Source organism: Nocardioides sp. AX2bis, assembly GCF_902506435.1.
Classification (GTDB): Bacteria; Actinomycetota; Actinomycetes; order Propionibacteriales; family Nocardioidaceae; genus Nocardioides.
The window spans coordinates 1,887,091-1,908,769 of sequence record NZ_LR733215.1 but is presented as its reverse complement, the minus strand read 5'-3'; the positions used below and the strand labels follow the sequence as shown (position 1 = coordinate 1,908,769).

The following is a 21,679-nucleotide window of genomic DNA, read 5'->3' as shown; positions in this document are numbered from 1 at the left end:
GCTCGTGGACGGACGGCGTCCCAGCGTCATTCCGGCTCCCTTCTGTTGTCAACCGGTGGTCTCGAGTGACCTCTTCCGGGTTGGCGGCGTCGGGCGTAGCGTCTGATTCGCGGGTCCGGGAAGTGGCTGATCCGAAGTGTCGATGTGCGGGTGCAGGTCGACCGCGCTGGATCGAAGAGTCGCCCCGCAGTGCCCTCCCGGACCCGTGCCAGCGTCCCCGGCGGCGCGTTGTGCGTCCTCGATCAGTTGGCGGTAGATGGCATCGGAGATCCTGCGCTTGAGGCACCTGATTGCTTCGAGGGACTTCTTGCCCTCGGCTCGCTTGCGTCGGTAGTAGACGCGGCCGTCGGTGTCGAGGCGGATCTGGCTCATCGCGGCGATGTGGATCATGTGGTTCATCCGCCGGTTCCCGGCGCGTGAGAGCCGGTGCCGGTTCTGCTCACCCGACGAGGCGTCGAGGGGTGCGGTGCCGGTCCAGGACGCGAACCGGTTGCGGTCAGCGAACCGGGTGACGTCACCGACGTCGGCGAGCGTCCTCGCGGCGACGACGGGTCCGACGCCGTGGATGTTCATCAGGTGTGAGCCGCGGGCCAACACGATGGCCATCAACTCGGCGGTCGACTTCTTGATCTTGGCCTCGACCGCGATCAGCTCGGCGAGCTCCTCGGCGGCGATGCGTCGTCGGGTCTTCCCGGCGATGTCGCGAGGCCGGACAGAGGCGAGCATGGCCTTGGCCTGGCCGGTGGTGAGGTCGCGTTTGGCCTGTCCTGGCAGGAGTTCTGCGAGCAGGGCCTGAAGACGGTCGACGGTCTGGAACCGCCGGCGGGTGAGTGCTTCGCGGCGGTCGGTGAGCATTCGCAGTGCTTCGAGTTCGCCGTCGACCTGCAGCACTCGCAGATTCTTGGTGCGTACCGCGACGGCCGCGACCGCGTGGGCGTCGTGGGCGTCGGTCTTGCGGTTGTGGCCGGTGTCGAAAAGCCGGACCCGAGCAGACAGCTTGGCTGGCACGTCGACAACACGTTCGCTGTCTTCGAGGAGCCGTTGCGCGAGAGGTCGTCCGGCACCGTTGGCTCCTTCGACGGCCCAAACCCGGTCCGGCCAAGTCTTCGCGTATCCGCGCATCGCGGCGTAGCCGGCACGGTCTGTAGTGAACCGGCCCGACCCGAGCAACTGCTCATGCTGGTCGACGACCTCGATCGTCGCGGACAGCTTGTGGGGATCGACCCCGATAATCACGCGCTCTGACTGCTGAACCATGTACTGCTCCCGCCTGTGCTCGATCCGGTGTGGACGGCGAGGTGGGCATTGCTACTACGAGCTGGGCAGTCCCCTTCTTGAGCCACGCCTCGTCACGGTGACCGGCGGGCCGAAGACCGGAAGTGAGCCACACCAGAACAGCCGGTGGGCAGCCGCATGGAGAGCTGCCCGCCGATCACCTAGACCGAGTCTGGCCAGACACCGGTCCTAACGGAATCGTCTAGTAGCCGCGAGCTGGCGCGGTCCCGGAACGCACTGTCGTGCCGATGAGCGGTCGCCGCAATAGGTGGAAGTGCGACTACTGGCCCAGCAGCGGGCTCCCACTCATCCTCTGGCCGTCAGCACATTGACCGGGCGGACGAGAGCGAGAGAACGGACGCTCAATCGGTTCCTGAGCCTGTGTGGTCGAAATCCGCGACCCGCGCCCCATGTCAGTTGACCGACTAGGTGGTCTCTGGCCGTGGGTGTGCGGGGTGTTGCGTACGTCGCGATTGTGATCGCGTTCTGGGGTCGGGTCGGCGCTTAAGCCGTGGTCGCGAAGGCTGCCGGTAGCCTGCCCGCGCGAGCGTTGCCAAATGGCGGCGTCGAGAACAAGCGCCAGACCATCGACGAAACGCATATGGGGAGAGAATGAACGAAGCGCTCGCGAAGGACTTGCTCGGTTGGCTTTCAGGCGAGGCGAGCCGCACCACGCGAATCGTGAAGGTCAAGGGCACAACGACTTTCCGGTCGTCAGTCGCCGCGTTGACTCGAGAACTGACACGGCTTGAGCAGGAATTCCGGGCCCTGGCTAGCGACGCCGACCCCATGATCGCGATTCCAGAATTTGTGGATGTGGATGACCCGGACGTCCGGTGGCTGGTCAAGTCGTCCCTCGCTACCAGACTGACTTGGACGCTCGCGACGACTGCTTCGGGCACGATCCGTTCCAAGGAACTCGCAACGCGTTGCTATAAGAAACTCGGCGAGTGGTGGGCCGTCCGTTTCATTCTGACCCTCATCACCGCGGACCCTCAGTCTCTAGCCACGACCTCTGCTGACGCGGAGGGCCTGCACCGTGTCGCGTCGCAGCAGATCCGGTACGCGTGGGTTACCAGGCTCATCTGTACGTCAATGGCTCAAGAGGTGGCGCAGAACCCGGTCGCTAGTCAGCGCATCCCCGAACTGACGCCGGGCGCCGTCGACGCGTTGCTTGACGCGACTATCGGCTACTTCACCACGGGCACGTTGAACCTGTCACAACCAGCCAAAGCGCTCGCCCAAAACTTCGCGCAACGTGCGGGCAGCCTCGCGGGGAGGCCTCTTCAGGACGCGATCTTCCACCGGGACATCAACGCAAAGCCATGGATTTTGTACCCCAACGGTGAGCTTCTTCCGATCGCCACTCTGCCGGCTGCCCTCGGTCTCGAGCACGCCGTCCTCCAACTCGCTGACGATCGCCTTGCGTCTCTGCGCTTGCCAGCAACCTCCAAGGGAGAGTTCTTCGAGCGCGTCACACAGCTGTGTCTAGCTGACGCCTTGAACATTCAGCCAGCGAGCACCGGTAGGCCGCTAAAGGTGCGGGTTTCCCCGGCAGACGAGGGTGAACTCGACGGCGCCCTAGGCAATCCGGTCGAGGTGATCTTTGAATGCAAGGCACGAATGACGCCAAACGGCATCGGTGGGATCGGAGGCGCTTTCGAGACCGACGTCGTCGCGGCCATCGGTCAGGTCAGGGAGCGCCTCGACGCTCTCACAACAGGTCGTAGTCCTATTGTCGACGCGACCGGGGCCCGGTTCGTTCGTGCCGAGGAGGTTTCGGGGATCTGCGTCCTTGCTCATCCCTACGGCGGGTCGGTAGTCAATCCGATGATGCTCGACTTGACGACGGCCGAGCGCGACTTGGTACCGATCGTCGCAGCGGACATACACACTTGGATCATCGTTGCGACGGCCTTGGGCTCTACAGCCGAACTTCGTAGCTTTCTAAAGTTTCGGAACCGGCACTACCGATGGCGGATCTACGCCACCGAAGAAGTCGACCTGCTCATCTCATTTCTCAACCCCAACCGCTCTGAGCTCACGCGCGCGATGAGCCAGTCGAAAGTCTTGAGGCCAGATGCGAATCAGCTGATGGGCGGTTGCTCAGTTCCGCTTGACTGCAGTCTGCTCACTCCGAAGCCACAACCGGGACGGACGTGGCGGCAGCTTCTATACGCCCACGCCGAGGTCACGAACCCGTGATCGTTGCAGGCAACAGGGGGCTCATCGACGGTCGCTTACCACGTAACGGGTAGGTCGCGCGTGAGGGTCTCACGCGGCCAGGCCCGGCGGGCCGGATCCCGGCGGCGTCCGAAACGGCCGCGATCGGTGCGTAAAGAGGGTGCGTCTTTCCGCCGCGATCACGACGCTTCACATGCCACAACTTCTGGTCCGGGAGTCGCACCTTGGCGCCCGGGTAGTCCTGAAGGTGGTTCGTACCACGAAACCGGTCAGCCTCGTCAGTGGCTGGCTTCGCGGACGCGGTGTGGCTCGCTTCCGAGATGTCCCGCCCGGGTGCCGTCGATCGTGCGCGCCTCGGCACGACGCGCCTATAGTTGCCGGGTACTCGCCGGGGGTTGACCGCCGGCGCCAAGAAGTGCCTGGATGTCCTATGGCCGTCGACGTACTTGTAGCGTTCATCGCTGCGCTGGCCGCCCTGATCGTCGCCTGCTTGAGTTTTGCTGACAACTCTCGTACACGTAATGCAAATGGCAGGCTGGCCGATGCACAGCAGTCTCAGCAACGGGAGCTTGCAGTTCTGACGGCCGACCTCGAACAACGGGCCAAGCTAGAGGAGCACGAAAAGACGGCGAAGGCGGAGCTCGACCGAGCGCGGGAGCCCCTCGTCTCTGCTGCGGTTGACCTCGCCGATCGCCTCGACAACATGCGGCGCCGGCACTTTCTCGCGTACCTTTCCGCTGATGACCATCGCGCAGTTATCGCAAGTCTTAGCACCCTCTATAGGTTCGCGCGGTATTGGTGCGTCGTTGAATCTCTCTACGACCGCGTCGTCTTACTGCAGTTTCGAGACGATGAGGCGACCCGCCCAGTGGCCGCTCTTCTTCGAGAGATCGGCCGAACGCTCGCCAGCGACAAGTACGGGCAGTCCTTTATGGTATGGCGTGAAGAGCAACGTGCGGTGGCCGAGCTGATGCGGGTGAACGGCGCACCAGGCAGTTGGATCGGCTTCGCCACCTTTGTCGATCGATACGAGGAAACCTTCTCGCGTTGGCTAGATCCTCTGCAGGCGGATCTTGAGTCGACGGCCGTGGTGAAAAGCCAAAGGCTCCTCATGGCACAACGCCAACTAGCGGAGCTGTCGCGTCAACTCGACCAAGAGGGAACGTACCGCGAACAGTGGCAGCGAGCTCTCGATGGTGCCCGACCGCCGGATGAACTCGAGGGAGACCCTCGCTGACCGTCTGTCTTCAGCGCAAAGCACCCTGCCGACGACTCGCGTCTGCCTGTGCTCTGTGCGGCATGATCTGACGCTTTGGCGAGACAATCGGAGCAGTCCCCTGGTAAAGACAGCAAGGGCCAAGTAGTCGCAGGGCGAGGCACCAGCGTCATACCACCGCTTGAGCCCGGGTCCCAGCGACGATGGCATGAAACGCTAGGCGCATGACCTCATTGTGGATCGCCATCATCGGCATCCTGGGAACGCTGTCTGCGTCACTCTCAACACAGTTGCTCCATGCCCGAGCCGAAGACCGTCGGAGTTTGGCGGAGGAACAACGGCGTATCAGCGACCTCCGCAGAGAAGCGCTTGCCGAGTTTGCGGACACGCTGATGTCCTACCGGAGGGCTCAACTCCAAAACTGGTACGAAGCGCGTGCGCAAGGCGTGGACGCAGACCACACCGCTGTGGCTTTCGAGCTCCGCGAACTCCGAGCGAGTGCGTGGAGCGCTCTGTACCGGGTCCAACTGTTGTGGCGCGACAAGGCGGTCGTCGAAGGGGCCAGGACGCTCGTCGACGCCGTGACAACGTTTAAGGCGCTCGCCGACCAGAAGGCGCTCGGCGATTCTGCAGATCAAGTGCGCGAGGAACTTTCGATCGTCATGGACAGAGCGCGGGAGTCGCTGCTGAGTTTGGTCGAGTAGCGCCGGTTAGCCGCCAGGCCCGCTGACTTCAATCGGGACCCGCGTCATACCACCGCCTCTGCGCTGGCGGACGCTGTGCGCCGATCCGGCAGCAGGTCCGACTCAGGCGAGGATGCGCACGTACCGACTGCGCGTATTCAACCGCTCGGCCCTGCCCTGCGCCTTGAGTTCCTTCATCGCGATCGACCGAGCCTTGGCGGCCTCCGCATAGCTGAGGCCGTACTCACGTTCGAGCCACGGGCGAATGGCGGTCATGACTTCGTCGCCGGGCTGGCCCAGGGACCTCAAGTAGTCGTAAACAATTGACGTGTAATCGTCAGCCATGTCGGCTCCTCTTCCTCATCAAAACTGGCAAATGACGCCTGCTGAACTCGAGCGTATGACCGTGGTGCGTCACTCCGCGTTCGACCTCCGCCAACTGTTGAACTTGGTCGTGCAACCACGAATTCAGCCACCTGAAAGTCGGCTGCGGGCTCTTTTCCTTCGCGACGGCGCTGGGCCAGGTGTTACCTCCGACCTCGCTGGACCGCCCAGACCGCGTGATCGAGATGGTTCGCATCGACGCTCAAACGCTCAGCAGCCGCGAGCAGTATCGCCTCCGCCTCCGTCGGCTTGACCGTCCGGCCAACAGCACGACTCACCCAGCGCGTGATCATTCGGTCCGCCTTGATCCCCGGCATGCCGGAATTCATCAGGAAGTAGCGCCACGTCAACCCGCTTCGTTGACCAGGCAGGGCCAGCCACCCGGACTTGAGCCGGTTGTGCTCGTCCGCCGATGCCATGGCCAGCTTTAAGTCGTCGCTCGTCTGAACGTCTGATCCTTTCAACAGCTGCGCGGCACCGAGGATGACCGTGGTCTTGTACGGGGCGGCCTTCGACTGCCACGCGCGCCAGTGGTTGTCCAGCTCATCGGCGAACTCATCCGGCCCTCCGCACCGCTCGATCTCCGCGATCAACTCATCTGGGCCGTCGCGCTTGGGATCGGCCCCCTGCTCGTCGCGACGTGCGCAGTAGCGACCCAGCACGCGCACAACCGCGTCGGACTGGTTACCCGTGCTGAAGACCGCGTTCAACACGCACAGACCGAGACCCTCCAAACGGACCGGAGAAGGCCACGAGCCACGCTCGCCCAGTTCCTCCCGGGCGAGGGCTACCGCCCTATCGGTGTCGATACGAGCGAGCTGCGTGAGGAAGGTAGGCATCCCGGAGAGTCTGGCGTCGCCCGGTTGCCACAGCAACCTTCACGGAGCTGCCCGGGGAGCAGCCACCGCTAGCCGTGGACTCGCACGGCTTGTGTCAGTGACGCCACGAGCCGTTGAACGGTCTGGCCCGCACCGTCATCGGTCGCGCGGTAAGCGGCGCCGGCACGCTCGGCCTGCGCCGCTATCTCGGACCAGGTGACATAGGCGACCGATGAAGCCGCGTCCAGTACCGGAAGTTCGCGCCCCAGCCGCGCGGAGATACTGTCCACGCCCAGTTGCAGGGCTTCATCAACCGGCGCTGCGCCGTGTCCCTTCACCCGCAACGGCGGTGGTGTGCCAAGCACCAGCAGCAGGAGCGACTGACGACCCGCGCTGTGGTGTGCGGTCACCAGCAGCTCACGCGCCACCTGCTCCACCGAAAACAACGGTGATCTGATCCTCTTAGCCTCCACAAACACATACGTGCTCGGCGAACTAATCACCACGTCAGGCTGGACCCGCAATGACAGATCGGGCTCGATCAGGTCACCAGGCAGGACATCGACTACCGCCCGCTCCACCTGAGCGGCCGCGTGATCACGGACGGCATCCGCGCCCGCGGCCGCGCGCAGCACCGCACCAAGAAAGGCATCGCGCGGAAGGAAGTCGAGGGCCTGGAACACCTCGGTCGTTAACACGTTCTCGAGGCCGAGACCTCCCCCTCGGTACTTGCGAGCGTTGCCCTCCCACGACAGCTCATCGAGGAGTCGCCGCACCGCACTGGCCATCGTGCCAACCTACTGGCCTCCACCGGCCCGGCCCGCACTTCGGTGTCCCGCTTCAGTAAGCGCGACACACCGAGTTCAGCGCCGCCGGCCGTCAGCGCGCGAAGCAGGACCAAACCGAACCGTAGCTGCAGTCGACCCGCCCGCCCAGCTCAGTAACCCCCGACGGCTGGACCGCCGCATTCCACCGCGACTGTCAGTCAAGTTCAGAATGCCAACCGCGATGCGTCGGGGCTCCGACGTCGCGCGCGACGCCGTGCCCCCAAAGGGGTCAGCAGTTGACATCGATGCCGCGCAGTTACTCCGGGCGCACTGCAGGTCACTCTGGGTCGACAAGTGCGCCTCCGCCAGGGTCCCCATCGAGCGTCGTGGATGCAATCCTTCATTCATGACATCGGACCTCCGCATCCGATCTGACGACGATGAGACCGGGCGCGACGCTGCCGTCCTCGCTCTGCGGGCAATCCCGACCGACTCGGGGCAGGTGCTCGTGGTCGGGATCACTCTGATCGCACGTGGCCCGGTGTTCCACACCACCAACCAGGCCGGTCTTGAGTCGTCTCATCACCTCGGCTACCCGGCGTCCCTCGAGGACCTAACGGCCGCGCTCAACCTTGAGGACGAGCTCGCTGTTGGGCGTTCAGAGATGTGCGCGGCAGCGCTCACGTGGATGGCCGATCACGACGTCTCGTCCTCGCCCGGGTTCGGCGAGTTCTTTCGCTGGGCCGTCTTCGTGGACATGATTCTTGATACGGATGGTCTCGCGCTGATAACCGGCGACGGGACGCCCGCCACACTTCCGGTCGGCTGGGTCCACGAACCATCCCGGGACGGTCACGGGGAGGTCGTCCGCGTGCAGGTAGAACGTCCGCATGTCGCCGACGTTCGCGCCAGCACAGGACTGACGATCCGTGCGGACGGCTGGTCGGGGATCCGGATCGCATCGACGCGCAACGCAGGCCCAGAAATCCAGGATTCCGGGACCCCCACGCCGCCGCCCGCCTTCGTGACTTTTCGTCGCGACTACGCGAATGCGCGCTCCTACGCGTGGTCTCGCAACGAGGAGGCTCAAGCCGAAGAATTGATCCACTTCGTTCAGACCCACCACCGCGACCACGACGACAATTGAAGGTCTGAGTTGGCTCGCCCGGCCCTCTGTGGCCAACAGGTGGGAACCGCGAGGTGGGTCCGCAGCTTACGCGCTACCGCCCAGCGCGAACTCAGAGAGTCGTCTCGCGATCTCGGCGTCGCGGTCAGCGGCAGCGTGCTGATACCGCATCGCGGCACCCGGTGTGGTGTGACCCAGGCGGCCCATCAGTTCGGCCAACGTTGCGCCTGTCTGAGCGGCCAGGACAGCACCTGTGTGGCGCAGATCGTGCCAACGTAGATCCGGGCGACCGGCCGCCTTCCGAGCCGGGTAGAAAACCTTGTAGAGCGTCGACGGCGCCATGTGCAGGTTCTCGTCCGCCGATGCCGGGAACAGCAGGGCGTCCCGGCCGGCCGCCGTGTGGTCGGCGAGGTGGTCTTTGACCAGCGGGGCGAGGTGCGGCGGGATCGCGACGTCTCGGCTCCCTGCATCACTCTTGGGCGGCCCGACGATGAACTTGCCGTCCACGCGCACCACACCCCGCCGGATCTTGACCCGGTTCGTCCGTAGGTCGATGTCGCCTCGGCGCAGCTCCGCGAGCTCTCCGAAACGCATGGCGCACCACGCGGCCAACAGGGCCATCAGCTTGTAGCGGTCCGGCAGCTCGTCGACGATGATCCGCAACTCCTCGAGCGTCGCCGGCTCCACGTGATGGGCGCGCTTGGTGTTGCCGGCGCCGCGGATATGGGCGGGGTTATAGGGGATGAACGGGGTCGGTCGCTCCGACGCGGCACTGTTGAAGACCGTGCGCAGCAGGCTGTACGACTGGGCCCGGATCGTCTCCCGCCCGGGCGCCAGACCGTCGTACCAGGCGTTGACGTCCTCTGCTGTGATGCGGTCGATGCGTACCTCGCCGAACGTCGGGTAGATGAACTTGTCCAGCAACATCAGGTACTGCCGACGCGTTGTCGGCCGCAGCTCGCGGCCCTTCGTCTTCCGCGTCTCGACCCACAGGTCGGCGTAGGCCTGAAAGGTCGGGGTCGACCGCCGAAAGCTGCCCCGCGACGACGCATCCGGCGCCCACACCTGCATCTCGATCTCGGCGCGGCGAGCCGACAGCCACGCGGTGGCATCGTCACGGGCGGAGAAGGTGACGGGTGCGCGGTGGAGCTCGCCGTCCGGGCCCATGTAGGCCGCACGATATCGACCCGAGTTGAGGGGCTCGATCCGGCCGAAACTGCGCCGTCGACTCTCCTTCTTGCGAGGCATCTTGTGCACTCCCAGTGTCGCTTTTCGAGGAACAAGCGAGGAACAACGGCGTCTATTTGTGTCCATTGCCGTCCGCTTCTGTCACAAGACCAAACATGGCCTGACCTGCGAGTTTACGACGAAACTGGACGTCAGGCCAGGTCTTGCGGTAGCCCCGATCTCAACAATTCAAACCCAATATCGCCTCCAATTCCTATTGCTCATGGGAGGTAGATCAATTCTTTTCACATCACCCGTTTCGCTTTCCACCTCAACAAGAACTCGATCCCCCCGCAGCCGCTTCATGGACATAAGGCATCGCCGCTCCCCCGCCGGGTCGTCGATACTCACCAGATGCGTCGTCATCTGTGGTGGATCCTCGGCCTGGTCCTCGTGGTCGGCGGTGTCGTCCTTGGTCTCGCCAACCAGCCTGGTCCGGCGGACTTCGGCTGGTTCGCCTACACGCCCCTGAGCGAGGACCCCGACTGGACCATGGGCTGGGGCGACTCTCCGCTCGACGGGTCGGTCGTGATCGTGTCGTGGTGGCAGCTGGCCGGCGCTGCACTGGCAGCCATCGGGCTGCTGGTCGTCGCCGCGGCCGTCGGCTTCCGACTGGGCCGGCGCCGCACCTGACGCAGGTGGACGGCCGCGCCGGCACGGGTCAGAGCTGCCGCTCGAACCCCAGGTGCGTGCTCTCGTACCCCAGCCGCCGGTAGAACGCGTCCGGCCGGTCCCGGGCGGAGTCGGTGCTCGCCTGGGCGACCGTGGCGCCGCGTACCCGTCCGTGCACGTGCGCCCAGTCGAGCATCGCGGCGGCCAAGCCGGTCCCGCGCTCCGCGGGAGCCACCCGGACGCCCTCGACGTGCAACCGGGTCGTGCCGCCCCGCGAGAGACCCGGGATGACCGTGAGCTGCATCGTGCCCACGATCCGGTCGCCCTCGTCACGCACCGCGGCGAGGTACTGGGCTGGGTCGCGGCTGATGGCGTCGTACGCCGCCTCGTGGTGCGCCAGGTCAGTCCCCTCCCCCAGCCCACTCGCCCCATCGCCCTCTTCGTCGGCCAACAGCGCAGCCAGGGCAGCGACGTCGGCGCGAGCCGCCCGCTGCACCCGGAACACCCGGTCACCGAGGACCAGCCGGCCGCCCACCGAGGCGCGGGCGGCCGTACGCAGCCGTGCGACCAGGGCGTCGAGCCAACGGCCCACGCTGTCCCGGGCCTCGACGGTGTCGGGGTAGCGGCAGCGCAGGTGCAGTCCGGACTCGTCCAGCACGAACCAGAGCATGACGCCGTCGGTGCGGATCGCGGCCCCGACGTACTGCGCCTCCAGGCCGGTGGCGTCGATGCGGACCGGCAGGCGGCGCAGGTCGAGCCAGGAGATCGCGAACATCCCGGGCGCCTCGGGCATCCCTCCCCACGGCTTCAGGATGTCCTCGAGGGCCCAGGACCCGAGCCCGATCGCCTCCTTGAGCGCAGCCGCGCAGGCCCGCGGGGCCGGGTCGGTCGACTCCAGCACGGAGTTGGTGATGAACCAGCCCACCGAGTCGTGCCAGGTCGCGTCGTACCTGCTGTGCACCGGGAACACCGCGCGCAGCGGGGTCTGTGCGAGGTCCTGGGTCACGGCGGTCATGGCGGAGACGACGAGCGTCAGGGTGGAGACGCCGTCGTCGCGGGCCTGGGCCGAGAAGGCGGCGCTGTCGTCGACGTCGAGGACGTCGCGCACCTCGACCCGCTCGCGTTGCGGCGTCGTGACGTCGCCCAGCGGCATCGGGAACCGCGGCATCACGTCGCCGCAGGCGCCGAGGATCTCCGCCCACCGCGCGCGTACCTCCGGCGGCGCCGTGGGCCGTTCCCGCAAGGACGCGGTGTGCTCGGCGAACGCCGGCACCGCCCCGACCGCGGGCGCGCGACCGGCACCCACCGCGCCCAGACCCCCGAGGAGGTCGCGGGCGACGACGAGCATCGACCACAGGTCGGTGTGGGCGTGGTCGGCGGCGACCACCACCGTCGGCCCAGTCGCCGTCTCCAGGACGCAGAGCCGGTGCGAGGGACGCCGGTACGGCGAGCACGCCTCGTCCAGCACCTCGCGCAGCGCGTCGTTGGGCGCCTGGCCGGGGGCGATGGCGTGCTCGGCCCACCCGCCGGGTCCCACCTCCACCTGGTGCAGCACCGGTCCGTCCGCGCCGGGAGAGAACACCGAGCGCAGCGTGCCGTGCCGTGCGACGACGGCGAGCCACGCCGTCGCGAGGTCGTCGCGGTCCACCGGCTCCGTGAGCCGGAACGACAGGGCCATCCACGACCCGGCGCGGTCCCCGTTGCCGACGTGACGTCGCTGGTCGAAGGAGACCGGGAGCTCGTCGCCGGTGGCGCCGACGGCCAGGTCGTACCCCCACAGCCGACCGAACGGCAGGCGCAGCTGCGCCACGTTGGTAAGCCGCATCCCGGTACCGTAGAGCCTCACCTGCGTCTGCGAGGAGCAACCGTGCCGACGTTCACCGTCCCCGGGGCCGAGCTCGACGTGGAGCTGAGTGACGAGGGCGGGCATCCCGTCGTCCAGCTCCACGGCCTCACCTCCAGCCGCCGGCGCGACCGCCTGCTCGACCTCGACCTCGGGCGCGGACTCAGCGGGACCCGCCTGCTGCGGTACGACGCCCGCGGTCACGGCCGCTCCACGGGTCGTACCGCCCCCGAGGACTACCGCTGGTCGGTGCTGGCCGAGGACCTGCTGTGGCTGCTGGACGAGTGGTTCCCCGGCCAGCAGGTGCACGGCGTGGGTCCGTCGATGGGCACCGGCACCCTTCTGCACGCGGCGGTGCGCGACCCCGGCCGCTTCGTGGGGCTCACCCTCGTCGTGCCGCCCACCGCCTGGGAGACCCGGGCCGCGAAGGCCGCGGACTACCGGGAGGCCGCCGACCTGGTCGAGACCGACGGGATGACCGCCTTCGTGGAGGCCGGTCGCCTCGCGCCGCGGCCGCCGGCGACGGTGGACACCCCCGAGACCCTGCCCGAGGTGAGCGAGGAGCTGCTCCCCTCACTGCTGCGCGGAGCCGCTCTCGCCGACCTCCCACCCACGACGCAACTGACCCACGTCGCGGTGCCGACGACGATCCTGGCCTGGACCGACGACCCCGCCCACCCGGTCTCCACCGCCGAGGCGCTGGCGGACCTGCTGCCGAACGCCCGGCTGGAGGTGGCGCGGACGCCGGCCGACCTGGCCACGTGGCCGGAGATGCTGGCGGCCGACGTGGCGCGGCACGGCTGACGTACCGACGCGGGAGTCAGCTCAGAGGTTGATGGTGATGTCGGCGTCCTCGGTGAGCCCGTCGACGAGGGACTGGGCGACGCGGCCCTGCTCCTCGGAGACCGCCTGGTCCTTCAGCTGCGCGCGCACCTGGTCGAACGGCGGGATCGCCTGCGTGGCCTGCTGGCCCGACTGGGACTGCTGCTGCTTGACCTGCTGGTAGAGGGTGCGCAGGTCCTTCTCGGTGGGCTCGATCTCCTGACCGGCCTCGTCGGCCACGAGACCCTCCACCAGCAGCTGGGTCTCGACCTGGTCGCGGACCACGTCCTCCGAGGTGCCCTGCTCCGCGACGGCGTCGAGGAACGCCTGCGCGGACGGCAGCTGGTTCTGCTCGGCCAGCGAGGTGATCTCGTCGTCGACCGCCTGCTCCGAGGCGTCGATCCCGCGCGCGTCCGCCTCCTGGCGCAGCAGCTCGGTGTCGACCAGGTTCTGGGCGGTCTGCTCCTTGAGCGTGTCCTCGTCCGGCTGCGCGCCGCCGGCCTGCGCCTGCGCGGTCGCCTGCTGGGTCAGGGCGGCGTAGGCCACGGTGAACTCGTCGCGGGTGATCTCCTCGCCGTTGACCTCGGCCACGACCTCGGGGACGTCGGCCGCGTCAGGCTCGGACCCCTCGGGCTCCGCGGCCGCGGACTCCGAGGAGTCGGACGAGGCCGAGGACTCCCCGCTGGGCTCGTCCTCTCCCCCACCGCCGCAGGCGGTCAGCAGGAGCAGCGCGGCGGCCAGGCCGGCGAGGGTGGTTCTGGTGGGCATCGTCGTACGCATCTCGTCGACGGTACGGGGCGGGCCTGACCGGAGCCGCGACAGCACGCGCGCTCAGGCGCGCAGTGCCGCACGGATGCGGCGTACCCGGCGGACGCACCACCACCGAGCGAGCGCGCCGACCGGGCCGCGCTCGTCGCGGCGGTCGAACCCCAGAGGTGCTGGCATGCCGGGACAACGAGCCGTCTCCGCGACGGTGACGGCAGGTGCCTCGTCACCGAGACAACCCCGTCAAACGACCACGGTGACGAGGGTCCAGGACCTACGGTCCGGGGATGCCGAGCAAGGGACGGCGATCGTGGAGCGTCGCCATCGCGCTGGCGGCCGCGGCGGTCGCGATGGCGGTCTACGCCGGGGTCGACCCCGAGGGGATGACGGCCACCGCCTGCTACATGCTGGTGGTGGTCGGAGCCAGCGTGGGTGCCTGGATCGGGGCCTCGCGTGCCCCGCGGGGCCACCGGGTCGTGCCGTACCTGATCGCTCTCGGGGTGTCCCTGACCTCGATGGGCGAGGTGCTGTGGTTCGCGCTGGACCTGATGGGCGCGCGGACCGACGTCTCGGTCGCGGACCCGTTCTTCTTCGCCAGCTACGTCGCCCTGTGCGCCGCCCTGTGGGTCGTGCTCGCCCGGGGCTCGGGTCGGGGTGGTGCTCGCGTCGACCTGGACTTCACCATCGACCTCCTCACGATCGTGGCGGTCAGCGTGCTGCTGTTCTGGAGCTTCTCGCTCCAGTCGATCGCGGCCGACTCGAGCCTGTCCCTGCTGGCGCGGGTGGTGGCGATCGCGTACCCCCTCGCGGACGCGATCCTGCTGGCCCTCGTGGTCCGGGTCCTGGTCAGCAGGAGGGCCCGGGCGAGCCTGGGCATCCCGCTGCTCACCGGGGTGTGCCTGTGGCTGGTCGCCGACATCACCTACGCGCTGGGGTTCGACGGCGACACCGCGACCACGCTGACCGGGCTGGCATGGATGACGGCGACCGTCTTCCTGGCTCTCGCCGCCGGCTGGAGCGCCGAACCTCCGACCGACACCGCGGGCCCGCCGGCGTTCCGCAGCTCGGCCGCGCAGCTCACGGTCGCGCTGGGGCCTCTCGCGGTGCCGCCCCTCCTCGAGCTCGCCAGGGACCTGCGTGGTGAGCCCGACCGGCTGCTGCAGCTCCTGGTCGGGACGGCGGTCCTGATCGCCCTGGCCGTCGTACGCACGGCGCGGCTGATCCGTTCCGAGGAACGCACCCGTCGCCAGCTCGAGGCGGCCCGCGACGCCGCCCTCGAGGCCTCCCGCGCCAAGTCGATGTTCCTGGCCAACATGAGCCACGAGCTCCGGACGCCGTTGACGGCGGTGCTCGGCATGGGTGAGATCCTCGCCGACACCCAGCTGGACGAGTTCCAGGCGGGACTGCTGGAGCGGATGAACCGCTCGGGGACCCGGCTCGGTGCGCTCGTCGAACGGACCCTGGACTTCTCCCGGATCGAGGCCGGCCGGGTGGAGCTGGAGACCCAGGTGTTCGACGTCCACGCGATGGCCGCCGACGTGGCCGAGCTGTACGAGCCCCGCGCGGCGCGGGCCGCGATCGACTTCGAGTGGCAGGTCGACCCGGCCGTACCAAGGCTGGTGGTGGGTGACCCCGGCCGGCTCTTCCAGGTGGTCACCAACCTCCTCGACAACGCCCTGAAGTTCACCCACGAGGGGCGGGTCGGCCTGACCCTGCGCGTCGCCACCCTCCAGGAGACGGGCGAGGAGGGGCCGCGTGAGGTGCTGGAGCTGGTCGTGTGGGACACCGGCATCGGGATCGCCGAGGCGGACCAGGAGTCGGTGTTCCAGTCCTTCAGCCAGGTGGACGACTCGATGACCCGGCGCTACGACGGCACCGGCCTCGGCCTGGCGATCTGTCGCGAGCTGACCGGCCTGATGGGCGGGACCGTGACCCTCTACAGCACCCTGGGGCACGGCAGCACCTTCATCGCCCGGATCCCCTCGGAGCGCCCCGCCGACGACGCGCCGCCCGAGCAGCCCGCCCCCGAGCAGCCTGCCCCGGACCCGGCGAACCGGCCGTCGCACGCGTCCGTGTCCTGACCGTGCCGGGGGACGATGGGCGCATGACCTCCTCACGACCGGCCCCTGCGCCCGAGCCGCCGACCATGGGCGCCGACCTCGTCGCGCTCCTGCGCTCGGGGGCGACCTGCTACCTGGCCACCACCATGCCCGACGGCTCGCCCCAGCTGACCCAGACCTGGGTCGACGTCGACGCGGCCGGCGAGCACGTGCTGATCAACACCGTGGTGGGCCATCAGAAGGCCAGGAACATCGACCGGGACCCCCGCGTCAGCGTCGCCGTCTCCGACCCGGCCAATCCGAGCAGGTACCACGAGATCCGCGGGCGGGTCACCCGCGCCACCACCGACGGGGCGACCGAGCACATCGAGGTCCTCGCCCAGCGCTACCTCGGCGACCCCTACCCCTGGTACGGCGGCCGCGACCAGCAGCGGCTGCTGCTCGCGATCACCCCGAGGCGCGTCCACTCGATGGGCTGAGTCGTGGGTCAGGCGAGCCGGACGCGGTCCATCGTGCCCCCGCCGGGAGCCCGATGCCGTGGGTGGCCGCGTCGGCCAGCATCGTGACCAGACCGGCCACGGCCGGGGCCACCGGGCGGCGCGGGTCGCGCAACAGGCGTACGGCCCGGCGCCCCACGGGGTCGCGCAGCGGGACGGCCACGACGTCGGCGAAACCGGTCATCGGCAGCACCAGTGCCGGGACGACGGACACACCCAGACCGGCGCCCACCAGGCCGGCGACCGACCCCACGTTGCGTGCCTCGGTGACCGGGCCGAGCGGGACCTCCTCGCGTGCGAGGACCCGGTCGGTGAAGGTGCGGATGCTCGAGGCGTGGTCGAAGGCGACGAAGGGCTCGCCCCCGAGTTCCGCCCAGGTCACCCCGGCCTGCGTGGCGAGTGCGTGACTCGAGGGCACGAGCAGGAAGTAGTCGTCCTCGGCGATCGTGACGGCCTGCAGCGTGGCCGGCAGGTCCTCGGCCACCGTGAGCGCCAAGTCGACCGCTCCGCTCAGCACCAGCGCGGTGACCTCCCCCGCCAGCCCGTCGCGGACCTCGACCGCCACGTCGGGTCGTGCCGCCCGGTAGGCCGCCAGCACCGGCGGCAGGAGGGTCGCCGCCAGCGACGGCAGGACCGCCACCGACACGGTCCCGCGGTCGCCCCGCAGGAACCCCTCGAAGTGAGCCAGGGCCCGGTCATGCTCGGCCAGCACCCCTCGCGCGAGCAGGCAGAACTCTGCGCCCTCCCGGGTCGGCACCACGGAGCGGGTCGTGCGCTCGAACAGCCGCACCCCGATCCGGCGCTCGACGTCCTGCACCGTCCGGCTCAGTGAGGACTGCGCCGTGTGCAGCCGCGCCGCGGCAGCGGAGTACCCCGACTCGTCCGCGACCGCGACCACCGCCCGGAGGTGTCGAATCCCGACGTCGATGCCCATAGCGCATCAATCTATCGCGAACGAATGTTGGACCGGCACGTATGGCGCCCGTCACAGTGAGCGGGTCCTGCCCACCTGATCGGAGACACCGTGCTGACCTTCCTGGGGTTCCTCACCATCGGCGTGATTCTCGCCCTCCTGCTGACCAACCGGGTGGCCGCCGTCGTCGCGCTCGCCGGCGTGCCCGTCGTCACCGCCCTGGTGGCCGGAAACAGCCCTGCCGAGATCGGCGCCTACGTGTCCGAGGGCCTGGCCGGCGTCGTCGGGGTGACCGCCATGTTCGTCTTCGCGATCGCCTACTTCGGCGTGATGCGCGACGCCGGCATGTTCGACCCGATCATCCGACGCATCGTGGCGTTCGCCGGCAACGCCCCTGTGACGGTCTGCCTGGCCACCACCACGCTGGCGATGGCGGCACACCTCGACGGCGCCGGGGCCACCACCTTCCTGATCACCATCCCCGCGATGATGCCGCTCTTCGACCGGCTGGGGATGAAGCGCCTCACGCTGACGGTCTGCGTCGGCATGGGTGCCGGCGTGATGAACCTGCTGCCCTGGGGAGGTCCGACCGCACGAGCCGCCACCACCTCCGGGGTCGGCGTGAACGAGCTCTGGGTGCCGCTCATCCCGGCCCAGATCGCCGGCATGCTGGGCGCCCTCGCCATCTCCTACTTCCTCGGGCGGCGCGAGACGACACGGCTCGCAGCGACGGCCGACGACCGGTCGCTCAGCACGGTGGGAGGCCCCGACGCCGGGTCCGGCAGCACCGGTGCGGCCGGGCCCTCAGACGACGACACCCCGTCCGCCCCCGGACACCACCTCACCGAGGAGGAGGCGGCGCTGCGTCGCCCCCGCCTGTTCTGGATCAACATCGCGCTGACCGTGCTCACGATCGCCGGCCTCGTCACCACGCTGGCGCCGCCGGAGCTGCTGTTCCTCGTCGCGCTCGTGGTGGCGCTCGTCGTCAACTACCCCGGCCTGAAGGAGCAGACGGCCCGCATCCAGGCACACGCCGAGGGCGCGATGCTGATGGCCTCCACGCTCCTGGCGGCCGGGGCCTTCCTCGGGATCCTCGACGGCTCGGGCATGGTGACCGCGATGGCGACCAGCACCGCCGAGATCGTGCCCGCCTCCTGGGCGCCGGGGCTCCCCCTCCTCGTCGGCGTGCTCGGCGTCCCGCTCAGCCTGCTCTTCGGTCCCGACGCCTACTACTTCGGCGTGCTGCCGGTGCTCCAGGGCCTGGGCGCCGAGTTCGGCGTCGCCAACGCGGACCTGGCACGCGCCTCCCTGGTCGGCCAGGAGACCGTCGGGTTCCCGATCAGCCCGTTGACCGGCTCCTTCTTCCTCCTGGTCGGGCTGGCCGGGGTCGACATCGGACGCCACATCCGCGCCCTGTTCGGGTGGGTCTGGCTGCTGAGCCTGATCATGCTCGTCGTGGCCGTCGCCACCGGCGCCGTCCCCCTGTGGGCGTCGTGACTACGCGACGTACCAGCGTCCGGCTCGGCGCCGGCGCGGGCTTCGCCGGCGACCGGCTCGACCCCGCCGTCGAACTGGCGGTGCGGGGCGGACTGCAGTACTTGGTCTTCGAGTGCCTCGGCGAGCGCACCGTGGCCGAGGGCCACGCCCGCCGGCGCCGCGACCCCGCTCTCGGGTACGACCCCCTGCTCAAGCGGCGGATGGGTGCGGTCCTCGCACCGTGCCGGGCCTCGGGGACCCGGGTGGTGACCAACGCGGGCGCCGCCAACCCCGGCGCGGCCGGGGCGGCGGTGGCCGGCGTCGCTCGTGACCTGGGTCTACGCGGGACGCGCGTCGCCGTCGTCTCCGGCGACGACGTGCTGGACGCCGTCCGGGCCGTCGACCCGGTCGTGTGGGAGACCGGCGAGCCGGTCTCGGCGGGCCGCCCGCTCATCTCGGCCAACGTCTACCTCGGCGCCGACCCGGTGGTGCAGGCGTTGCAGGAGGACGCCGACGTCGTCGTGACGGGGCGGTTGGCCGACCCCTCGCTCTACGTCGGCCCAATACGCCATGAGCTGGGCTGGGACCCGGAGGACGACCACATGATGGGCGTAGCGACGATGACCGGCCACCTGCTGGAGTGCGCCGGTCAGCTGACCGGCGGCTACTTCGCCGACCCCGTGACGAAGCCGGTCACCGGACTGGCCAGCCTGGGGTTCCCGTACGCCGACGTCAGCGCGGCCGGCGAGGTGCGCCTAAGCAAGCTGAGCGGCACCGGTGGCCGTCTCGACGCCCGCACCTGCGCCGAGCAGCTCCTCTACGAGGTCGACGACCCCGGGGGCTACCTGACCCCGGACGTGACCGCCGACTTCACCGGTGTCACCTTCACCGAGACCGGCCCCGACCAGGTGCTGGCCGGCGGTGCGACCGGCAGGACCCGGCCCGCCCAGCTGAAGGTCACCCTGGGCCAGGACGGTGGCTGGCTCGGCGAGGGCCAGATCTCGTACGCCGGTCCGCGGGCGCTCCAGCGCGCCGAGCTGGCCGCCGAGGTCGTCCTCGAGCGCCTGGTCGCCGTGCACGGCCTGCCCCCGGGCGCTGCGGAGGTCGAGCTCATCGGCACCGGCGCCGCCTTCCGCGGACTCGCCTCCCCCGCCGTCGACCCGCCGGAGGTGCGGCTGCGCGTGGCCGCGCGCGTGGACAGCGAGGTGGCCGCCCACGCCGTCGGCTGGGAGGTCGAGGCGCTCTACACCAACGGGCCCGCGGGCGGTGGCGGCGCGCGTACCGGCGTCCGGCCCCTGGTCGCGGTGCGGTCCTGCCTGATCCCCCGCGACCTGGTCAACACCGGCGTCGACATCATCGAGGTGGCGTGACATGAGAGTGGACGACGTGGCGGACGTGCGCGCCGGCGACAAGGGCGACACCCTGATCCTGGCCGTGCTGCCCCGCGACGCCGCAGGCTGGGACCTGCTCCAGGAGCGGCTCACCGTCGCGCGGGTCGCCGAACACTTCGGCGCGGCGGTGCGCGGCCAGGTGCTGAGGCACGAGCTCCCGCTCCTGCCCGGCCTGGTCTTCCGTGTCCCCGGGGTGCTGGCCGGCGGCGTCACCGGCGCCGCCACGCTGGACGGCCACGGCAAGACGCTGAGCTACCACCTGCTCACGCTCGAGCTCGGCGGCTGACCGAACCGGACGACGAGCGCCAGAACACGAGACGCCTTCCTGATAGTCGGCTGAGATTCCGCGGCAGACCAAGCGCAGGGCGCCCCCGCACCGAACGACGTGTGCAGCAACGCCCACGGGGGTCTCCCGAGCTGGGCGCTTCCTTCTGAAGGGCTCCACCATGCGTTCCACCACGTTCTCCACCCGCACCCGCCGCGGCCTCGCCGCCATCGCCACGGTCGGCCTCCTCGCCGGCCCCCTCGCCGCGTGCAGCAGCGACAGCGACGCGGCCCCCGCCTCGGCCAGCTCCGCCGGCTCGTCGAGCTCGTCGTCCACCGAGGCCCAGACCCCGCCTCAGCCGGTCGCCGCGATCGACGCGCTCACCGGCCAGGACACCAAGATCGCCCTCGACAAGGGCTTCACCGACGCCCTCACCCAGCTCAAGCTGACCCCGGGCGTCACCGGGGACGCCAAGCTCACCGACGGCTCGCTGGTCTTCCCGATCACCGGTGGCAACGTCACCGTCTTCGAGCCCGGCCAGGTCTCGCCGTACGTCATCGGCCAGGTCCAGCACGAGGGTTCCGGCCTCTCGCTCTCCGCGGGCGGCACCACCGTCGAGCTCACCAACCTCAACGTCGACCCGGGCGTCTCGCGGGTCTACGGCGACGTGACCGTCAACGGCGAGGTCGCCGTGACCAGCGCCTACCTGTTCAAGCTCGACGGCAGCACCCTGAAGCCCCTCCAGACCCAGGGCAACAAGGCGATCCTCCAGGGCACCGAGGTCCAGATCTCCGACGTCGCGGCCCCGCTGCTCAACGACACCTTCGGCACCGACGCCGTCACGCCCGGCCTGCTGGTCGGCATCGCCACCATCACCGTCAACACCAAGTAAGGCGCCCGGGTCACCGACCCGACGGCACCTCCCCGAGCAGTCGCCGCACCGAAGGCCTTGGTGCGGCGGCGAGGGGCTCCGGCCGATCCTGTTCCTACGCAGCGACCGGGGCCCCGTCCCCAGAGAACGAGATGTCGAGATGACCTCCACCCCCACCGCGTCCACCCTCGGCCACGGCGCCGTTACCGGCACCGACGGCACCGGCGTCCACCACTTCGAGGCCGACCTGACCTTCGGCGGGTGCCGTGACCCGAGGTGCCCGACCGGTTCGGTCGAGCCCACGGTGGACATGTCCTGAGAGCACGCACCACGGGGGCGGGGGCCGTCGGTCCCCTTCCTCCCGCTGTTGGTACCCGGATCCCGGCGTCACCACGGTGCACGTCCCCCGCGCGTAGGGTGGAATCGCAGCGGCGGAACAAGATGGTCAGCTGGAACCCACCGGTCCCCGACCATCTCTCGCCCG

The 21,679-nt window shown here is 69.1% G+C and carries 21 protein-coding genes; 13 read left to right on the top strand and 8 right to left on the bottom strand.

Annotated elements, in window-relative coordinates; genetic code table 11:
• Positions 1–48 precede the first annotated feature (48 nt).
• Positions 49–1,257, bottom strand: coding sequence for an IS110 family transposase (locus tag GV155_RS09085; protein WP_160007277.1), 1,209 nt, complete (start codon positions 1,255–1,257; stop codon positions 49–51).
• A 630-nt stretch (positions 1,258–1,887) separates the two neighbouring features.
• On the opposite strand from GV155_RS09085, the gene GV155_RS09080 reads away from it, so the two are divergent.
• The 3 genes from GV155_RS09080 to GV155_RS09070 all read left to right on the top strand — a co-directional run bounded on the left by GV155_RS09080 (position 1,888) and on the right by GV155_RS09070 (position 5,379).
• Complete coding sequence (locus GV155_RS09080) at positions 1,888–3,480, top strand: hypothetical protein (RefSeq protein WP_160007275.1); 1,593 nt, start codon at positions 1,888–1,890, stop codon at positions 3,478–3,480.
• A gap of 409 nt (positions 3,481–3,889) precedes the next feature.
• Positions 3,890–4,696 (top strand): hypothetical protein, encoded by an 807-nt coding sequence (locus GV155_RS09075; protein WP_160007273.1) that lies wholly within the window; start codon positions 3,890–3,892, stop codon positions 4,694–4,696.
• Positions 4,697–4,899: 203 nt separating this feature from the next.
• Positions 4,900–5,379 (top strand): hypothetical protein, encoded by a 480-nt coding sequence (locus tag GV155_RS09070; RefSeq protein WP_160007271.1) that lies wholly within the window; start codon positions 4,900–4,902, stop codon positions 5,377–5,379.
• Positions 5,380–5,481: 102 nt separating this feature from the next.
• On the opposite strand, the gene GV155_RS09065 is transcribed toward GV155_RS09070, so the two are convergent.
• From GV155_RS09065 to GV155_RS09055, 3 genes are all read right to left on the bottom strand, one after another.
• Positions 5,482–5,703, bottom strand: coding sequence for a hypothetical protein (locus tag GV155_RS09065; RefSeq protein WP_160007269.1), 222 nt, complete (start codon positions 5,701–5,703; stop codon positions 5,482–5,484).
• A gap of 182 nt (positions 5,704–5,885) precedes the next feature.
• Positions 5,886–6,581, bottom strand: coding sequence for a hypothetical protein (locus tag GV155_RS09060; RefSeq protein WP_160007267.1), 696 nt, complete (start codon positions 6,579–6,581; stop codon positions 5,886–5,888).
• 68 nt (positions 6,582–6,649) lie between these two features.
• A complete protein-coding gene (locus tag GV155_RS09055; RefSeq protein WP_160007265.1) occupies positions 6,650–7,348 on the bottom strand; it encodes a hypothetical protein in 699 nt (232 codons plus the stop codon).
• A 385-nt stretch (positions 7,349–7,733) separates the two neighbouring features.
• Here GV155_RS09055 and GV155_RS09050 point away from each other — a divergent pair, with 385 nt between their 5' ends.
• On the top strand, positions 7,734–8,474 hold the full coding sequence (locus GV155_RS09050; protein WP_160007263.1) for a hypothetical protein: 741 nt from the start codon (positions 7,734–7,736) through the stop codon (positions 8,472–8,474).
• A 66-nt stretch (positions 8,475–8,540) separates the two neighbouring features.
• Here the strand turns inward: GV155_RS09050 and GV155_RS09045 are convergent, their stop codons facing one another.
• Positions 8,541–9,701 (bottom strand): tyrosine-type recombinase/integrase, encoded by a 1,161-nt coding sequence (locus GV155_RS09045; protein ID WP_160007261.1) that lies wholly within the window; start codon positions 9,699–9,701, stop codon positions 8,541–8,543.
• A 333-nt stretch (positions 9,702–10,034) separates the two neighbouring features.
• On the opposite strand from GV155_RS09045, the gene GV155_RS09040 reads away from it, so the two are divergent.
• Positions 10,035–10,313, top strand: a complete 279-nt coding sequence (locus GV155_RS09040; protein WP_160007259.1) for a hypothetical protein — start codon at positions 10,035–10,037, stop codon at positions 10,311–10,313.
• A 28-nt stretch (positions 10,314–10,341) separates the two neighbouring features.
• On the opposite strand, the gene GV155_RS09035 is transcribed toward GV155_RS09040, so the two are convergent.
• Positions 10,342–12,117 carry a GNAT family N-acetyltransferase gene (locus GV155_RS09035; protein WP_160007257.1) on the bottom strand — a complete coding sequence of 592 codons (1,776 nt, stop codon included), beginning with the start codon at positions 12,115–12,117 and terminating at the stop codon, positions 10,342–10,344.
• 42 nt (positions 12,118–12,159) lie between these two features.
• Between GV155_RS09035 and GV155_RS09030 the strand changes: the two genes are divergently transcribed.
• Complete coding sequence (locus GV155_RS09030) at positions 12,160–12,939, top strand: alpha/beta fold hydrolase (RefSeq protein WP_160007255.1); 780 nt, start codon at positions 12,160–12,162, stop codon at positions 12,937–12,939.
• Between the two features lie 21 nt (positions 12,940–12,960).
• On the opposite strand, the gene GV155_RS09025 is transcribed toward GV155_RS09030, so the two are convergent.
• Positions 12,961–13,725 (bottom strand): SurA N-terminal domain-containing protein, encoded by a 765-nt coding sequence (locus GV155_RS09025; RefSeq protein WP_160007253.1) that lies wholly within the window; start codon positions 13,723–13,725, stop codon positions 12,961–12,963.
• 284 nt (positions 13,726–14,009) lie between these two features.
• On the opposite strand from GV155_RS09025, the gene GV155_RS09020 reads away from it, so the two are divergent.
• Together GV155_RS09020 and GV155_RS09015 are read left to right on the top strand one after the other, a co-directional pair.
• Positions 14,010–15,803, top strand: a complete 1,794-nt coding sequence (locus GV155_RS09020) for a sensor histidine kinase (protein WP_160007251.1) — start codon at positions 14,010–14,012, stop codon at positions 15,801–15,803.
• Between the two features lie 23 nt (positions 15,804–15,826).
• Positions 15,827–16,261 (top strand): PPOX class F420-dependent oxidoreductase, encoded by a 435-nt coding sequence (locus GV155_RS09015; RefSeq protein WP_236554212.1) that lies wholly within the window; start codon positions 15,827–15,829, stop codon positions 16,259–16,261.
• Here the strand turns inward: GV155_RS09015 and GV155_RS09010 are convergent.
• Positions 16,230–17,213 carry a LysR family transcriptional regulator gene (locus tag GV155_RS09010; protein WP_160007250.1) on the bottom strand — a complete coding sequence of 328 codons (984 nt, stop codon included), beginning with the start codon at positions 17,211–17,213 and terminating at the stop codon, positions 16,230–16,232. The genes GV155_RS09015 and GV155_RS09010 overlap by 32 nt on opposite strands.
• A 90-nt stretch (positions 17,214–17,303) precedes the next feature.
• Here GV155_RS09010 and GV155_RS09005 point away from each other — a divergent pair, with 90 nt between their 5' ends.
• The 5 genes from GV155_RS09005 (at position 17,304) to GV155_RS08985 (ending at position 21,514) form a co-directional block, all read left to right on the top strand.
• Positions 17,304–18,689 carry a CitMHS family transporter gene (locus tag GV155_RS09005; protein WP_160007248.1) on the top strand — a complete coding sequence of 462 codons (1,386 nt, stop codon included), beginning with the start codon at positions 17,304–17,306 and terminating at the stop codon, positions 18,687–18,689.
• Positions 18,686–20,038 (top strand): acyclic terpene utilization AtuA family protein, encoded by a 1,353-nt coding sequence (locus GV155_RS09000; RefSeq protein WP_201300118.1) that lies wholly within the window; start codon positions 18,686–18,688, stop codon positions 20,036–20,038. The genes GV155_RS09005 and GV155_RS09000 overlap by 4 nt, the downstream gene beginning before the upstream one ends.
• 1 nt (position 20,039) lies before the next feature.
• The gene (locus GV155_RS08995) at positions 20,040–20,345 is read left to right on the top strand and encodes an AtuA-related protein (RefSeq protein ID WP_160007244.1); all 306 of its coding nucleotides are present in this window, start codon (positions 20,040–20,042) and stop codon (positions 20,343–20,345) included.
• A 160-nt stretch (positions 20,346–20,505) separates the two neighbouring features.
• Positions 20,506–21,216, top strand: coding sequence for a hypothetical protein (locus GV155_RS08990; protein WP_201300117.1), 711 nt, complete (start codon positions 20,506–20,508; stop codon positions 21,214–21,216).
• Positions 21,217–21,355: 139 nt separating this feature from the next.
• Positions 21,356–21,514: a hypothetical protein gene (locus GV155_RS08985; RefSeq protein ID WP_160007242.1), complete on the top strand. Its 159-nt coding sequence runs from the start codon at positions 21,356–21,358 to the stop codon at positions 21,512–21,514.
• The last annotated feature ends 165 nt before the right edge of the window (positions 21,515–21,679 follow it).